At 63.5% G+C, this 14857-nt stretch carries 14 protein-coding genes and 1 pseudogene; 11 read left to right on the forward strand and 4 right to left on the reverse strand.

Features of this window, described 5'->3' with window-relative positions; all coding sequences use genetic code 11:
• Together ACOJSI_RS01385 and ACOJSI_RS01390 are read right to left on the reverse strand one after the other, a co-directional pair.
• Positions 1-294 (reverse strand): annotated as a pseudogene (locus ACOJSI_RS01385) (5-dehydro-4-deoxy-D-glucuronate isomerase); the annotation flags it as partial.
• 49 nt (positions 295-343) lie between these two features.
• Positions 344-1363 carry a LacI family DNA-binding transcriptional regulator gene (locus ACOJSI_RS01390; protein ID WP_420136461.1) on the reverse strand — a complete coding sequence of 340 codons (1020 nt, stop codon included), beginning with the start codon at positions 1361-1363 and terminating at the stop codon, positions 344-346.
• Positions 1364-1511: 148 nt separating this feature from the next.
• On the opposite strand from ACOJSI_RS01390, the gene ACOJSI_RS01395 reads away from it, so the two are divergent.
• The 3 genes from ACOJSI_RS01395 (at position 1512) to ACOJSI_RS01405 (ending at position 7134) form a co-directional block, all read left to right on the forward strand.
• The gene (locus ACOJSI_RS01395) at positions 1512-2324 is read left to right on the forward strand and encodes a 2-keto-4-pentenoate hydratase (protein WP_420136462.1); all 813 of its coding nucleotides are present in this window, start codon (positions 1512-1514) and stop codon (positions 2322-2324) included.
• A gap of 16 nt (positions 2325-2340) precedes the next feature.
• Positions 2341-3642, forward strand: a complete 1302-nt coding sequence (locus tag ACOJSI_RS01400; protein ID WP_420136463.1) for an MFS transporter — start codon at positions 2341-2343, stop codon at positions 3640-3642.
• A gap of 138 nt (positions 3643-3780) precedes the next feature.
• The gene (locus tag ACOJSI_RS01405; RefSeq protein WP_420136464.1) at positions 3781-7134 is read left to right on the forward strand and encodes a polysaccharide deacetylase family protein; all 3354 of its coding nucleotides are present in this window, start codon (positions 3781-3783) and stop codon (positions 7132-7134) included.
• A gap of 177 nt (positions 7135-7311) precedes the next feature.
• Here ACOJSI_RS01405 and ACOJSI_RS01410 read toward each other — a convergent pair whose 3' ends face one another.
• Entirely contained in the window at positions 7312-8244 is a 933-nt protein-coding gene (locus ACOJSI_RS01410; protein WP_420136465.1) for a cation diffusion facilitator family transporter, read from the reverse strand.
• Positions 8245-8372: 128 nt separating this feature from the next.
• Here ACOJSI_RS01410 and ACOJSI_RS01415 point away from each other — a divergent pair, with 128 nt between their 5' ends.
• The 8 genes from ACOJSI_RS01415 to ACOJSI_RS01450 are packed head-to-tail and all read left to right on the forward strand — an operon-like array spanning position 8373 to position 14122.
• On the forward strand, positions 8373-9341 hold the full coding sequence (locus ACOJSI_RS01415) for an SPFH domain-containing protein (RefSeq protein WP_420136542.1): 969 nt from the start codon (positions 8373-8375) through the stop codon (positions 9339-9341).
• Positions 9342-9345: 4 nt separating this feature from the next.
• On the forward strand, positions 9346-9804 hold the full coding sequence (locus ACOJSI_RS01420; protein ID WP_420136466.1) for an NfeD family protein: 459 nt from the start codon (positions 9346-9348) through the stop codon (positions 9802-9804).
• A gap of 49 nt (positions 9805-9853) precedes the next feature.
• On the forward strand, positions 9854-10561 hold the full coding sequence (locus tag ACOJSI_RS01425) for a response regulator transcription factor (RefSeq protein ID WP_420136467.1): 708 nt from the start codon (positions 9854-9856) through the stop codon (positions 10559-10561).
• Positions 10530-12092, forward strand: a complete 1563-nt coding sequence (locus tag ACOJSI_RS01430; protein WP_420136468.1) for an ATP-binding protein — start codon at positions 10530-10532, stop codon at positions 12090-12092. Before ACOJSI_RS01425 ends, ACOJSI_RS01430 begins: the two co-directional genes overlap by 32 nt.
• Positions 12089-12514 (forward strand): HPr kinase/phosphorylase, encoded by a 426-nt coding sequence (locus tag ACOJSI_RS01435; RefSeq protein ID WP_420136469.1) that lies wholly within the window; start codon positions 12089-12091, stop codon positions 12512-12514. Before ACOJSI_RS01430 ends, ACOJSI_RS01435 begins: the two co-directional genes overlap by 4 nt.
• A complete protein-coding gene (rapZ, locus tag ACOJSI_RS01440; RefSeq protein ID WP_420136470.1) occupies positions 12511-13452 on the forward strand; it encodes an RNase adapter RapZ in 942 nt (313 codons plus the stop codon). The genes ACOJSI_RS01435 and rapZ overlap by 4 nt, the downstream gene beginning before the upstream one ends.
• Positions 13449-13856: a PTS sugar transporter subunit IIA gene (locus tag ACOJSI_RS01445; RefSeq protein WP_420136471.1), complete on the forward strand. Its 408-nt coding sequence runs from the start codon at positions 13449-13451 to the stop codon at positions 13854-13856. The genes rapZ and ACOJSI_RS01445 overlap by 4 nt, the downstream gene beginning before the upstream one ends.
• The gene (locus tag ACOJSI_RS01450; RefSeq protein ID WP_420136472.1) at positions 13853-14122 is read left to right on the forward strand and encodes an HPr family phosphocarrier protein; all 270 of its coding nucleotides are present in this window, start codon (positions 13853-13855) and stop codon (positions 14120-14122) included. The genes ACOJSI_RS01445 and ACOJSI_RS01450 overlap by 4 nt, the downstream gene beginning before the upstream one ends.
• A gap of 12 nt (positions 14123-14134) precedes the next feature.
• Here the strand turns inward: ACOJSI_RS01450 and ACOJSI_RS01455 are convergent, their stop codons facing one another.
• Positions 14135-14827, reverse strand: a complete 693-nt coding sequence (locus tag ACOJSI_RS01455; protein WP_420136473.1) for a Crp/Fnr family transcriptional regulator — start codon at positions 14825-14827, stop codon at positions 14135-14137.
• Between the last annotated feature and the right edge of the window lie 30 nt (positions 14828-14857).

Raw genomic sequence — 14857 nt, forward strand, 5'->3', positions numbered from 1 at the left:
CTCGCCATCGACTGTGACGACACCCTCGACCTGCCCCACATTGACGACCGCCAGCTCGCGCCGCTCCAGGAAGGGATGGCCCGCAGCCGACGGCGGCTCCGTCTGATCGGGCAGCTTCACGCTGCCCGCACCCACCGCCACGCCGCCGATCACGAAGCGATCGGCATGCGTGTAGTTCAGCACGCATTCGCCTTCGCGAAACAGCCCCGAGATCAGATAACGATCGCGCAACTCCTCATTGGCGACGCACTCCATCATGTCGGGATGGGTCGCGTAATAGGTCTTCTCGTACATTCCACTCTCCCAAACTTAAGCCACCGGTGTCATCGATCGCAAATGCCGATCAGCTCGCGGGCGGTCCGACCGATCCGCGCGTAACGAGGCTGGAGACGAACATGGACGGTTCCTCAACTTCATGATCCTCGTCGATCATGTCGGCGATCAGCTTCAACGCGGCCGATCGTGCCATGGATTCCGTTGGCCAGTGGACCGTCGTCAGTGGCGGCCACAGCCGGGCGGCGAGCGGGGAATCATCGAAGCCGACGATCGAAAGCTGCTCGGGCACCGACAAACCCCGCTGCCGAGCGGCCAGCAGGACACCGGCCGCCATATCGTCGTTCGAGGCGAAGATGGCAGTGGGGCGCGGACTCACGTCAAGCAGGCTCTGGGTGGCCGCGATCCCGCTTTCGAACGTGTAATTTCCGTCCGCGATTAAACTGCGCGGCAGCTTGATGCCGGCTTCGGCCAGCGCATCCTCAAAACCCTGCCGACGCTCGCGCGCCGAACGGAAGCCATGAGGCCCCGTGATCAAACCGATCCGGCGATGCCCCTGCTTGATGAGGTAGCGCGTCGCGTCGGCCACCGCCTGGCGATCGTTAGAGGCCACCATGTGGCGCGGATCGTCCAGTTCGGCCGACCCCATTCGCACATAACGACAGCCGAGTTCACGACAGACTTCGGCGAGCTGATCATTCTCGGAAATGGGCGGCAGCAGCACCACGCCGAAGAGGCGCTGCCGCGCGAGAAAATCGCGCACGTCCGCCAGCATCGTCGCCGATCCGCGGTCCACCGGGCGCACGATCATCTCGAATTCGGTATCTCGCAAGGCACGCAATATCCCCTGCTGGACGTTCAGGACGGTCTGCGCGCTCGGATTGTCGTGGACTAGCCCAATCAGAAAATTGCGGCGTAGTGCCAGCGCGCGTGCCTGTGGATTGGGGACATAACCCGTTTCCTTGATGACCGCTTCGACGCGATCGCGGGTATCGTCGTTGAGCAAAGGCGAGCGGTTGATGACCCGGCTGACCGTCTTCTTCGACACCCCCGACAAGCGCGCAATATCGTTGATCGTGGGTTTCGCCATCCGTTCGTTCCGCTCCCTTGCGCACGAGCATAGCGTGCCAATATGGCCCTGTCCCGCCGATCTTACGCCAGAACCGATGCAGAGCCGCTTGCGATTGACACCGGTTTCCCTTACCCCAACGCCCGACAATCAAGGGAGTGAGGGGCGCGTGACGACGGCTGCAAGCAAGGAATTCCGCACGATAGCCGAACGTTTCGTGGCTGCACGCCGGAGCGCGACATCGCCGATCGACTATCCCGGAACGATGCCAAGCACGCTGGAAGACGCCTATGCCATTCAGGATCTTGCGATCTCAGCCTATGGGGACGAGGTCGTGGGTTGGAAAGTTGGGCGGATCGGCGAGGCGGATCTTGGTAATTTCGATACCGATCGCCTGGCAGGCCCGATCTTCGCGCGCCATGTGGTTGTCGAGCCGGCAGCTTCACCGGCTATGCCTATATTCGCGCAAGGCTTTGCTGCCGCCGAAGCGGAATTCCTTCTGCGGATCGGCAAGGGGGTAGATCCGGATAAAACGACCTACACAATGGAGGAAGCCGCAGCGCTGGTTGAGGCGGTCCATGTCGGCATCGAGATTGCAAGCTCCCCCTTTGCCGGCATCAATCAACATGGTCCTACCGTTACCGTCTCGGACTTCGGAAATAATAACGGCCTGATCGTCGGGCCAAACATCCCGAACTGGCGCGCGAGCGGCTTCGAACGCTGGCCCGTCAGCGTACGGATCGAAGGCGTCGAGGTGGGGCGCGCCACGACTGAGACGATGCTGGACGGGGCGGTCGGCGCGGTGCGGTTCCTGCTGGAACTGCTGGCCCGCCGTAAGATTGCGGTGCAGCGCGGCTTATGGGTCTCGACAGGGGCCGTCAGCGGAGTGCATGAGGTCCGCCCCGGCCAGCAGGTCGAGGCGCGCTTCGGCGATATGTTCGCCGTGACCTGTACGATCGAAGCGACGAGCACGGCGTGGTAAAAGCGGAGAGAATTTCATGGCAAGCAGCGGTGTTCCCCAACCGGAAATAGCGGCTGCCGTGAAGGTGGGACGCTATCGGTGGGTCATCTGCGCACTGCTGTTCGCGGCCACCGCCATCAACTATATCGATCGCCAGATGATCGGGGTGCTGGAGCCCGATTATCTTCGGCCCGAATTCGGGTGGAGCGCAAGTGATTATGCGCGACTGGTCTTCTATTTTCAGCTGGCTTACGCGATCGGCTATCTGGGCTTCGGAAAGTTCGTCGACTGGATCGGCGCGCGGCTCGGTTACGCGGTCGCGGTCGGCGTATGGACGTTGTTCCACGTTCTGCATGGCGGCGTCCATTCGGTCACCCAGTTCGCCATGGTCCGCTTTGGCCTGGGCGTTGGCGAATCCGGGAATTTCCCAGCGGGCGTAAAGGCGGTGACCGACTGGTTTCCACAAAAGGAACGTGCGCTGGCGATCGGCGTGTTCAACGCCGGCTCCAATGTCGGCGCGATCCTGACGCCCCTGATCGTGCCGGCCATCACCCTCGCTTACGGTTGGCGAATGGCCTTCATCGCCACCGGCATTCTGGGCGTGCTGTGGGTGATCGCCTGGCTCGCTCTGTATCGCGACCCGCACACCCATAAGCGCGTCGGCGCAGCGGAGCTTGCCCATATTCAGCAAGATCCGGCCGATCCGCCCGTGCGGGTGAAAGGTCTGTGGCTCAAGCTTTTGACCACGCGTGAGACCTGGGCGTTCGCACTCGGCAAATTCTTCATCGACCCGATCTGGTGGTTCTATCTGTTCTGGCTACCGCCTTATCTGCACGACACTTATCACCTCGATCTGATCGGCTTCGGCCTGCCGATCGCGGCGATTTACCTATTGTCCGATGTCGGCAGTGTCGCCGGGGGCTGGCTGTCCGGGCGGCTGATGAAATCGGGTATGACACCGAACAAAGCGCGTAAGTTGACGATGCTGATCTGCGCCATCTGCATTCTGCCGGTGGTAACGACCCAATATATCGACAGTGTGTGGATCAACGTGCTGATCATCGGCGTCGCGGCGGCCGGCCATCAGGCTTTTTCGGCCAACCTCTACACGGTACCGTCGGACACCTTCCCACGCTATGCGGTCGGCTCCGTTATCGGCATCGGCGGCACGCTTGGCGCCGTGGGCGGCATGCTGTTTTCGCTCTACATCGGCCGGATTCTCGACAGCCTGGGCACCTATTCGGCCATCTTCGCCGTAGCGGGCGCGTCCTATTTCGTCGCATTGCTCTGCATTCACCTGCTCTCGCCCCGCCTCGCCCGCGCCAAAATCGCGGCTTGAGCGCACCATAGCGGGGTGCCGGAGGGTGGTTTGAAGGGGCTGCAAGGGCCTATGAACGCGCGCGCTTGCGCAAAACGCACTTCTCCGGCAATCCGCCACAGATAGGGCCAGAGCCTGCGAGGATAGCGTTCGGTCAACATGAAAGCGCCGGTTTTTTTCGATCCAAGCGGACGGCGGCGGCGCTGGTCCATGCGGTTTCTGCTGGGCCTCATCATCGTGCTCGTCGGGGCGGCCTTCGGCTTCGCGGCAACGATCCTCAACGTACCTGCGCCCGACCAGCTGAAAGTCGGCATGGAGCGGGCGCAGCCACGCTCGCTGAAGCAGGAAGTCAGCCATTTGCGCCGGAAGGCGCGAGAATTTACGGCCTGGTTGCCGGGGTCGAAGAAGCGGACGCCGCAGCGCCAGATCGTTGTCGGATTTTATACGCCGTGGGATGATGCCAGCCACGCCAGCCTTGCCGCCCATATCGGCGAATTGGATTGGCTGGTGCCTGTTTTAGGCACGGTGACCGGGCCCAATCATGATTTCGCCTATGACCGGGATCGCGCACTGCAGGCGGTACTGGCCAGCCATCAGCATAAACCGGCGATCCTGCCGATGATCCAGAATGTGCGCGGCGGCGTGTGGGACGGCGCCAACATGGCGGTGCTTCTGCGCACGCCCCAAGCCCGCAAGGCGCTGCTGGACAGGGTCGAATCGATGCTGATCGAGCAGCGCGCAGCGGGTGTCTCGTTCGACTTTGAGGAATTGCCGGCCTGGTCCCACCCCTTCTACCTGCGGTTTCTGGCGGAAGCGCGGGCGCGGCTGGCGCCGCACAAGATGCTGATCACGGTGCAGGTGCCGGTCGGCGATGCGGCGTGGGATCTGAAGGCCTATGCCCGCGTCGCCGACAAGCTGTTCCTGATGAATTATGATCAGCATTATCCGGGTGGCGATGCCGGTCCGATCGCGGCCCAGCCCTGGTTCGTGCAGCAATTGCGCGCGGCGCTGCAGGCGATCCCGACCGACAAGCTGATCGTGGCCATCGGCAATTATGCCCAGGATTGGCCCGACGGAGAAACCGACGCCAACGGCTTGTCGGTGCAGGAGGCGTGGCTTCTTGCCAATGACAATAGCTCACCAACCCGGTTCGACCCGGCCAGCGGCAATGCGACCTTCGATTACACGGACGACGACGGCAAAGTGCATCATGTGTGGATGCTCGATGCTGCGAGTGCCTGGAACCAGCTAAGGGCGATCAAGATTTCCGGCGCGTCCGGTGTCGCGCTGTGGAAGATGGGCGGCGAAGACCCGGGCGTCTGGGATGATTTTCGTGCCATTCGTGCCGGAACGACACCTCCTGCCTTCGGCGCGATCGTTCCGCGCGGCAATACGCCGGAAGTCGTCGGCCAAGGCGAGATCGTACGCGTCACGGATGTGCCGGCCAACGGCATGCGCACGGTTACGACCGACAAACGCGGCCTGATCCGCGACGAGCATTTCGCGGCCTATCCGACGCCTTATGTGATCGAGCGAACCGGCTATAAACCAAAGCTGATTGCGCTGACCTTCGACGACGGCCCCGATCCGCACTGGACGCCGCGCATCCTGGACGTGCTGAAGGCCAAGCACGTGCCTGCGACCTTCTTCGTGATCGGAGAAAATGCGCTCGCGCATCCGCTGCTGCTCAACCGCATCCTCCAGCAAGGCTCGGAGCTCGGCAATCACACTTATACGCATCCGGACATGTCGCTGGTGTCGCCGCGCGGCGCCCGCATCGAGCTGAACACGACCCAGCGCCTGGTCGAGGCCTATACCGGCCGATCGCTCCGCATGGTGCGCATTCCCTATTTCGGGGACGCCGAGCCGACGACCGACAACGAATTGCGACCGGTGCTGGAGGCGCAGCGGGCCGGCTATCTGAATATCGGCCTCCACGTCGATACCGAGGATTGGCAGCGGCCCGGCGTGAAGGCGATCATCCAGAACGCGCTGGATTCCATCCAGGAAGGGGAGGATGCCGATCCGCTCGCCGACAACAAATCGCGCAATATCGTCCTGCTGCACGACGCGGGTGGCAACCGCGAGCAGACCGTACAGGCGCTGCCCATATTGATCGATACGTTGCGCGCACGCGGCTACACGTTGGTACCTGTCTCCGCGCTGGCGGGGCTGACACCCGCCCAGGTCAACCCGCAGATCAGCGGATCGGATCTCGCCGCGGTCCGCTTCGACGTCGCGATCTTCCTGCTGCTGGCAGCGCTCGCCAACCTGCTCAAATATATGTTCTTCACCGCCATCTTCATCGGCGCCGGCCGGGCAATCATCCTGGCCGTGCTGGCGGTAAGATCGAACCTCAAGCATAACCGCCCGGTCGCGCCGCCGATCGATCCCGAGCGCTTCGTATCGGTGCTCATCCCGGCCTATAATGAGGCACGCGTTATCGAGAAGTCGGTGCGCGGCGTGCTGGCCAGCGAACAGGTAACGGTGGAGGTGATCGTCATTGACGATGGCTCGACCGATGAGACCAGCGCGATCGTGGCGCGCGCCTTTGGCGACGAACCCCGTGTGCGCCTGCTGACGCTGGTCAATGGCGGCAAGGCACGCGCCTTGAACGAAGGCCTGAAGCTGGCAACGGGCGAAGTCGTCATCGCGCTCGACGCCGACACGCAGTTCGAGCCGCTGACGATCGCCCGTCTCGCACGCTGGTTCGTCCATCCCGAGATCGGCGCAGTGGCTGGCAATGCCAAGGTCGGCAACCGCGTGAACCTCGTCACCCGCTGGCAGGCGGTGGAATATGTCACCTCGCAGAACTTGGAACGGCGCGCGCTGGACCGGTTTGACGCCATTACGGTCGTACCGGGCGCGGTGGGCGCGTGGCGGCGCGCCGCGCTCGATGCTGTGGACGGCTACCCGCACGATACGCTTGCCGAAGACCAGGATCTGACGATTGCGATCCAGCGCAAGGGCTGGCTGGTCGAATATGATATCGACGCGGTCGCCTGGACTGAAGCGCCCGAGACGTTCGTAGCCCTGTCGCGCCAGCGATTCCGCTGGGCGTTCGGCACGCTGCAATGTCTGTGGAAACATCGCCGCATCTTGCGCGAGCGCCGCCCGCCGGGTCTGGCGCTGGTCGGTATTCCGCAGGCATGGCTGTTCCAGATCGGCTTTGCGCTCATCTCGCCGCTGATCGATCTGGCGCTCGCCGTCAGCATCATATCCACCATCCTGCGCGTCCAGCAGCATGGTTGGGCGCAGACCCAATCCGACGTACTCCAGATGGGTGTCTATTGGGTGGCTTTCACCGGTATCGACGCGATCTGCGGCTGGATCGCCTACCGCCTGGAACCGCGCGAGAAGCGTTTCCCGCTGTTCCTGCTGCTGGCGCAGCGGTTCATCTACCGCCAGATCATGTATTCGGTGGTGGTGCGCGCAGTCACGGCAGCCATTCGCGGTCCATGGGTGGGCTGGGGCAAATTGGAACGATCGGGGCGGGTGTCGACGCAAGGTTAAGCGTCCGGCATCGGCAGTGAGGCACGATCAACGACGCTCTCTGTTGGAGATCGTGACGCCCAGCCTCAACGAGCGCGGCATTTTGTCTTTAAGCCGTGCCTTCCCACGCACGGGGCTGCACGATTAGGTGAAAGGCAATGCAGGGCCCAGCCTTTGGCACTTGCGACCCGTCACTTCCTAACGGTGTGGCCGGGCTCCAGCGCCACAGGGGTCACGTTCGATCTGGATGGTGGCGTGCCCGATATGGAAGCGATGATCGAGCAGGCGCGCGACCCGCAAGCGGACGTCCTCGCCGTCGGCATCGTCGGTAATCGCGATGTGGACGGTGCCGTTCACGTCGCTGATCGCCATAGACCAGACATGCAGGTCATGGACGTCGCACACGCCGGGCAAGTCTGAAATGGCGGTGCGTATCTCCGCGAGATCGATGCCCTTCGGCACGCCTTCCAGCAGCACGTTGACGGTGTCTCGCAAAAGCGCCCAAGTGCGCGGCAGCACCCAAAGCGCAATGCCGATTGCCACGACGGGATCGATCCAGAGCTTGCCGGTGACGCGGATCAGGATCGCGCCAAGGATCACTCCAACCGATCCGATCGCATCCGACCAGACCTCCAGATAAGCGCCTTTCACGGCCATGCTCTCGCCACGCCCTGCGACGAGCACGCGCATCGAAATGAGGTTGATGGCGAGGCCGAGGGCCGCAACGATCATCATGCCGGTCGCGGCGACGGGTTCCGGTTCCCGGAAACGGCTGACAGCCTCCACCATGACATAGGCTGCCGCGGCGAAGAGGAGGAGCGCGTTGAACGCTGCCGCCAAAATCTCGAAGCGTTTATAGCCGAACGTCCGCTTATCGTCGGGCGCCTTGTCGCCGATCCTGACCGCCATCAATGCGATCGCCAGCGCGGCAACGTCCGTCAGCATGTGCGCCGCGTCGGACAGCAGCGCCAAGCTGTTGTACAGGAAGGCGCCGGCCAGTTCGATCAGCAGAACCGATCCCGTCAGGATCAAGGCGGTCGTCAGCGCCCGCCCGCTTGCGCCGGCCGTATGGTCATGATGGCCGGAGCCATGCGCATGATCATGACCGTGGTGGCTGTGCGCGTCGCCCATGTCGTGCCCTTAGAGGAGCCGCCGCTCAAAAAGAAGACGCGATGCGGGAAGGGCGTCCCTGGGATTGCGATTGGAACCTACGGTGGGCCCACGCATAATCTATGTATCGAAAGTTGAGGGGACGGGTGATGCTCTACTTCTTTGCAGGAATCGCGCTGCTTGCCGCTCTGATCGTCTTTTCCGGCATCAAGGTGGTCCGCCAAGGGCATCAATATACGATCGAACGGTTCGGACGCTTTACCTATGTCGCGCGCCCCGGCTTCAACTTTCTGGTTCCGTTTTTCGATCGCGTCGGCCGCCGCGTAAACATGATGGAACAGGTTCTCGACATTCCCGGCCAGGAAATCATCACCAAGGACAATGCGATGGTCGCCGTGGATGGCGTCGTCTTCTTCCAGGTGCTGGATGCCGCGAAGGCCGCTTACGAAGTCTCGGAAATCTACGTGGCGATCATGCAGTTGACGACCACCAATCTGCGCACCGTCATGGGCTCGATGGATCTCGACGAGACTTTGTCGAAGCGCGACGAGATCAATGCCCGTCTTCTGTCGGTCGTGGATCACGCGACCGAGGCCTGGGGCGTCAAGATCACCCGCGTGGAGGTGAAGGACATCAGACCGCCGGCGGATATCGTCAATGCCATGGGTAGGCAGATGAAGGCCGAGCGCGAGAAGCGCGCGGTGATTCTGGAAGCGGAAGGCAGCCGCGCGTCAGAGATTCTGCGCGCAGAAGGACAGAAGCAAAGCCAGATCCTGGAAGCCGAGGGACGGCGCGAGGCTGCGTTCCGCGACGCCGAAGCGCGCGAGCGTGCCGCCCAGGCTGAAGCCAAGGCGACACAAATGGTGAGCGAGGCGATCGCGAGCGGAAACGCCCAAGCGATCAACTATTTCGTCGCACAGAAATATGTCGAGGCGATCGGCCAATTCGCAACCTCGCCCAACGCAAAGACGATCCTCTTTCCCGTGGAGGCGACCCAGTTGATCGGGACGCTCGGCGGCATCGGGGAATTGGCGAAAGAGGTCTTGAGCGGATCCGAGGCGCAGACCCCCGTGACAACGAGGCGTAATCCCGCCCAGGTTCCGACCAGCCGAGGCTGAGCGGATGTACGGCTGGATCTGGCTGATCGCAGGACTGGTTCTTACGGGCGCAGAATTGGTCGCGCCGGGCGTGTTCCTGATCTGGCTGGGTGCGGCCGCTTTGTTCACCGGCGCGATATCCCTCCTGTTCGGACTGCCCCTCTCGGCAGAATTCGCGCTGTTCGCGGTCTCCGCCTTCCTGACGGTTTTCGCTGGGCGTGCCTTGGCGCAGCGCGCGCCGATCATCTCGGATGATCCGCTGCTCAATGAACGGACGGCTCGGCTGATCGGTCGCAAGGTGATCGTTGTGGAAGCGCTGCAGGGTGGCGAAGGCCGCGTGCGGGTGAGCGACGGGGTCTGGTCCGCGATCGGACCCGAGGCAGCCGTCGGCACCTGGGTGGAAGTGGTCGCGGCCCATGGCGCGCGGCTGGTGGTCGAACCTGTACCCCCCGACGTGCAACCCCGGTTGAGCGAAGGAAATTAAGCGGCTATCGCCGCGCCAGGCGCGTAGTTGGGCTGTGCGAAAGGCGAACATGTCGGCATCGATCGCGCTCGTCGACGACGATCGCAACATCCTCACCTCTGTCTCGATCGCGCTCCAGGCGGAAGGATTCGTCGTACGAATCTACACCGATGGGGAAACCGCGCTGAAGGCGCTGACGGAGAATCCACCGGATCTGGCGGTGCTCGACATCAAGATGCCGCGCATGGACGGGATGGAATTGCTGCGCCGGCTCCGCGAGAAAAGCCCCCTGCCCGCTATTTTCCTGACGTCGAAAGATGACGAACTGGACGAGGCGCTCGGCCTCGCTCTCGGCGCCGACGATTATATCACCAAACCGTTCAGCCAGCGGCTGTTGATCGCGCGCATTCGCGCCATCCTGCGCCGTGTCGAAATGCGCGGCAAGAATGACGGCGAGGATGGCGCGCCCGTCGCCGAGAAGATCGTGCGCGGGCGATTGGAGATGGATCCGGCGCGCCACCGGGTCACTTGGGACGGACGCGACGTGACGTTGACCGTCACCGAATTCCTGATCCTGGAAGCGCTGGCACAACGCCCCGGCTTCGTGAAATCGCGCGACCAATTGATGGACACCGCCTATCAAGACGATGTCTATGTCGACGACCGCACGATCGACAGCCATATCAAGAGACTGCGGCGCAAATTTCGGCAGGTGGACGGCGATTTCAAAGCAATCGAGACGCTCTATGGCGTTGGCTACCGTTTTTCGGAGGAGTGATGACGGGGAGGCGCCCTGGCGATTGTCGCTCACCGGACGCATCCTGGCCGTCAACATCTTCGCCCTGGTCGTGCTCGCCGGCGGCTTCTTCTATCTGGATTCCTATCGCACGCAGCTGATCGAAGAGCGGAGCGATCGGATCGGCACAGAAGCGCAGCTTGCGGCAGCCGCTATCGCGGGTACGCCCCCCGCCGCGGTTCCCAACCTGCTGACCCGAATGGGCGCCGCCAACCAGACGCGCCTGCGCCTGTATCGCGGCGAGGGTCCGCCGATCGACAGCTGGGATCGCGGCTCTCCGACCTACGTGTTGCGCGATCCGGCCGACGAGCCATGGCGTCGCCATGTCGCGCGCTTCATGGACCGGGCGATCGACCATATCGTCGGCGCGGAGGTGCCCGAGCGTTTTGTCGAGCCCGCTGTCGACCGCCTGGGTGCTTGGCCGGAAGCGATCCGGGCGGAGAAAACGGGCACGCTTACCATGGCGATCCGACGCGCACCGGCGCGCACGCCGGTCATATCTGCGGCGCTGCCGGTGAAGGGGGACAATGCCGGTATCCTGCTGCTGACGAGCGACCAGCGCGACGTGGTTCGCACCGTACGGGCCGAACGGTTCTGGCTCGGCATCGTGCTGCTGGTAACGACAGCCCTCTCCATCGCCCTCTCCCTATTCCTCGCGCGCACGATCGCCCGCCCGTTGCGCCGCCTTGCGCTGGCGGCACACCGGGTCCGGTTGGGGCGGTCGCGCGAAGTGCAGGTGCCGCGTCTGCCGTCGCGGCGGGACGAGATCGGTACGCTCGCCCGCGCGCTTTCCGACATGAGCCAGGCGCTGCGGCAGCGGATAGACGCGACCGAGGCTTTCGCAGCCGACGTGGCGCATGAGATGAAGAACCCGCTGGCGTCGCTGCGATCGGCCATCGACAGCCTGGAGCGCGTCAGCGATCCGGAATTGCGCGAACGTCTGCTCGTCGTGATCCGGGACGATGTGCGACGGCTCGATCGGCTGATTACCGACGTGTCCGAAGCGTCGCGCATGGATGCCGAACTGTCGCGAGCCCGCTTCGAATCGGTCGATGTCGGTCATATGATCGAGCAATTGGTCGAAGCGCGCGAGGCACGTGGTGTGATCAACGGGATCCGCTTGGCATTCGGCCGGCCGCACCGGGGCAGCGCAGTCGTCTTCGGCGACGGACAGAGGCTTGCGCGCGCCATCGAGAACTTGATCGACAATGCCATTTCCTTCTCGCCACCCGGGGGATTGGTGCAGATCACCGCCATGCGCGACGGGCAGCAGGTCGTGATCCGGGTGGAAGATGACGGCCCCGGCGTTCCGCCAGGAGAGCGGCAGGCCATCTTCAACCGCTTCCATTCGATCCGGCCAGAGGGTGAGGTGTTCGGTCGCCATTCCGGTCTTGGCCTCGCCATCGCCAAGGCGATCGTCGAAGGCCATACCGGGACGATCTCCGTCACCGACCGCGAAGACAATAATCGCGGCGCACGCTTCTCCATCCGTCTGCCCGCCGCCGAGAAATGAGCGTCACCCTGCATGCCAGCTGCGTTGCCATCCACGGCCGTGCTGTCCTGCTGACGGGCGTTTCGGGATCCGGAAAATCCGATCTCGCCCTGCGCCTGATCGATCGCGGTGCCACCTTGGTGGGCGACGACGGCATCGTCGTCGAGGCGCGGGGTGGCCGCCTACATGCCCGGTCGGGCCCGAATATCGAAGGGCAGATCGAAGTTCGCGGCATCGGCATCCTGACGGCGCCTACCATCGCCGAGGCGCCGCTCGCGCTCGCCATCGCGCTCGATCGACCCGTTCCGCGCATGCCCGACGAAACGCTGCCGGTGCGTGTGATCGAAGGGCTCACCCTCCCCCTCCTGGCGCTCGATCCGTTCGAAGGCTCCGCGCCAGTCAAGGTTGAGAAAGCTTTGCTTCTCTATGGGTTAGCAGAATGAGCCGGCCGATTCGCATTCTTCTTGTGACTGGCCTTGCGGGTGCTGGACGGACCACCATCCTCAAGACGCTGGAAGATATTGGCTGGGAAACAGTCGACAATCTGCCGCTGAGCCTGCTGGATCGCCTGCTGTCCAATCCCGTGCCCCAAGGTACGCAGGATCAGGAGCGCCCTCTTGCGCTTGGCATCGACAGCCGGACGCGCGGGTTCGATGCCCAATCCATCCTTGATCGGGTGGCGACATTGCGGCGTCAAAAATATCAGGATGTCGAAATTCTCTTCGTCGATGCAGCCGACAGCGTTCTGGCCCAACGGTTTTCGGCCACGCGCCGCCGCCATCCCTTGGCGCTCGACCGGCCGGCAGAAGTGGGAATCACGAGCGAGCGCGCCTTGCTCGGCCCGCTGCGCGAGGCGGCCGACCATCTGATCGATACCACCGACACCAATACGAACATGCTGCAGCAGGATATCCGCCAGCGCTTCAGCGGGGCGGAACGGGGCAATTCGACCCTGGCCGTCATGTCGTTCAGCTATGCCCGGGGGCTGCCGCGCGATGCCGATCTGGTGCTGGATATGCGCTTCCTGCGCAACCCGCATTGGGATGAGGCGCTGCGAGCCGGGACGGGGCTGGACCCTGCGGTCGCGGCCTATATCGCGCAGGATCCTGCCTATCAGCCGGCTTTCGACCAGATCGAGCAACTGCTGCTAACGTTGCTTCCGCGCTACGAGCGCGAAGGAAAAAGCTACGTCACCATCGCTTTCGGATGCACCGGAGGGCGACATCGCTCGGTTCACACCGCCGAAGCGATGGCCAAGAGGTTGCGCGCAGCCGGTTTTTCGCCCACCATCGCGCATCGTGACCTGGTTCAGAAGCAGCCAGGCATGCGGGAGGGGAAGCCGGACGATGGCAGAGGGGCAGTCCTGGCGGTGAACAGATGATCGGATTGGTGCTGGTAACGCATGGCCAGCTTGCTGCAGAGTTCGTACGCGCGATGGAGCATGTTGTCGGCCCACAGCAGGGAATCGAGGCGATTTGCATCGGCCCCGATGACGATATGGAGGCGCGACGTGCCGACATTTCGCAGGCGGTGGCTGCGGTCGACCAGGGCCGTGGCGTTATTTTGCTGACCGACTTGTTCGGCGGCACGCCGTCCAACCTGGCTATCTCGCTGATGGAGCCTGGACGGATCGAGGTGATTGCGGGCGTTAATCTGCCGATGCTGATCCGACTCGAAGGCGCACGCAAGATGCTGAAGGTTCAAGCAGCGGTTGCCGCCGCGCGGGAAGCTGGCCGCAAATATATTTCCGTGGCCTCCGAAGTGCTGGGCGCCGCCGCCGCATGACGGTCGAACGAACCGTCATGATCACCAATCGGCGGGGACTGCATGCGCGGGCCAGCGCCAAGTTCGTTACCCTCGCCTCGGCCCAACCCACGATCGTCGAGGTCGAGAAGGACGGATCGAAGGTGGCCGGAACGTCGATCATGGGACTGATGATGCTCGGCGCAGCCATGGGCGACAGCGTCACGATCAGCGCCGAGGGCGAAGGCGCCGACGTCGCCGTGGGCGCGCTGTGCGAATTGGTCGAGGCCAAGTTCGGCGAAGAATGATCTGCCAGGCGATCAGCCGGTCGCCCGTTCCGACAGCAAGCGCAGTTCCTCGCAATCCAGCAACCGGACCCGGCCGCGACCGCCGGCGATTAGCCCCGCCTGCTTCCACCGGCTCATGATTCGGCTGACAGTCGGCAGCGTCGCGGAGGTGAGATCCGCGAGATCCTGCCGCGACAAGGGTAGGTCGCATCCGTCCTGGGCTGGGTCGCCATATGATCCCTGCGCCATCCGCAGCAGGGTTCGAGCCAGCCGCTGCTCCACCGGCACGCTCGAAACCTCTTCCAGCCGTTCGATCATCTGTTCGGCATAGGTGGAGACGGTCCGCAGCACGTTCAGCGCAAGCGTGGCATTGCTGTCCATCGCCTCACGCAGGCCACGAAGCGGCCAGACGAGCGCCTCAACCGCGGTGATCGCGCTCACAGTTGCGTGGTTCCGCACGTCCTTGGCGGCGCCAAGTGTGCCGATCGGCGCGCCCGGCCCCAACAAAGCGAGCGTGAGCGGCGTCCCGTCTTCCGCTGCCCGCCAAATCTTGATCCGCCCTCGGGTGACTACGAACAAGGCGGTCGCGCTTTTCCCCTGCGCGAAGAGCGACTCACCGGGGCCGAACTTGCGCAGGGTCGCACGCCGCACAATGGCGTCACGGTCGTCTGGCGTGATGCCGACAAAAAGCGGGCTGGAAAGTGTGGATGTCCGGTCCTGCGCCACGATTTCCCCGGAAACGGTTCGCCAGACCTT

The organism is Sphingomonas sp. (assembly GCF_048595155.1).
In the GTDB taxonomy this organism is placed as follows: Bacteria; Pseudomonadota; Alphaproteobacteria; order Sphingomonadales; family Sphingomonadaceae; genus Sphingomonas_I.

Bases quoted from the DNA above. Each gene is read 5' to 3' on its own strand.
- ACOJSI_RS01390 (WP_420136461.1), bottom strand. From the start codon at position 1,363: ATGGCGAAACCCACGATCAACGATATTGCGCGCTTGTCGGGGGTGTCG.
- ACOJSI_RS01400 (WP_420136463.1), top strand. From the start codon at position 2,341: ATGGCAAGCAGCGGTGTTCCCCAACCGGAAATAGCGGCTGCCGTGAAG.
- ACOJSI_RS01405 (WP_420136464.1), top strand. From the start codon at position 3,781: ATGAAAGCGCCGGTTTTTTTCGATCCAAGCGGACGGCGGCGGCGCTGG.
- ACOJSI_RS01410 (WP_420136465.1), bottom strand. From the start codon at position 8,244: ATGGGCGACGCGCACAGCCACCACGGTCATGATCATGCGCATGGCTCC.
- ACOJSI_RS01415 (WP_420136542.1), top strand. From the start codon at position 8,373: ATGCTCTACTTCTTTGCAGGAATCGCGCTGCTTGCCGCTCTGATCGTC.
- ACOJSI_RS01420 (WP_420136466.1), top strand. From the start codon at position 9,346: ATGTACGGCTGGATCTGGCTGATCGCAGGACTGGTTCTTACGGGCGCA.
- ACOJSI_RS01425 (WP_420136467.1), top strand. From the start codon at position 9,854: ATGTCGGCATCGATCGCGCTCGTCGACGACGATCGCAACATCCTCACC.
- ACOJSI_RS01430 (WP_420136468.1), top strand. From the start codon at position 10,530: ATGGCGTTGGCTACCGTTTTTCGGAGGAGTGATGACGGGGAGGCGCCC.
- ACOJSI_RS01435 (WP_420136469.1), top strand. From the start codon at position 12,089: ATGAGCGTCACCCTGCATGCCAGCTGCGTTGCCATCCACGGCCGTGCT.
- rapZ (WP_420136470.1), top strand. From the start codon at position 12,511: ATGAGCCGGCCGATTCGCATTCTTCTTGTGACTGGCCTTGCGGGTGCT.
- ACOJSI_RS01445 (WP_420136471.1), top strand. From the start codon at position 13,449: ATGATCGGATTGGTGCTGGTAACGCATGGCCAGCTTGCTGCAGAGTTC.
- ACOJSI_RS01450 (WP_420136472.1), top strand. From the start codon at position 13,853: ATGACGGTCGAACGAACCGTCATGATCACCAATCGGCGGGGACTGCAT.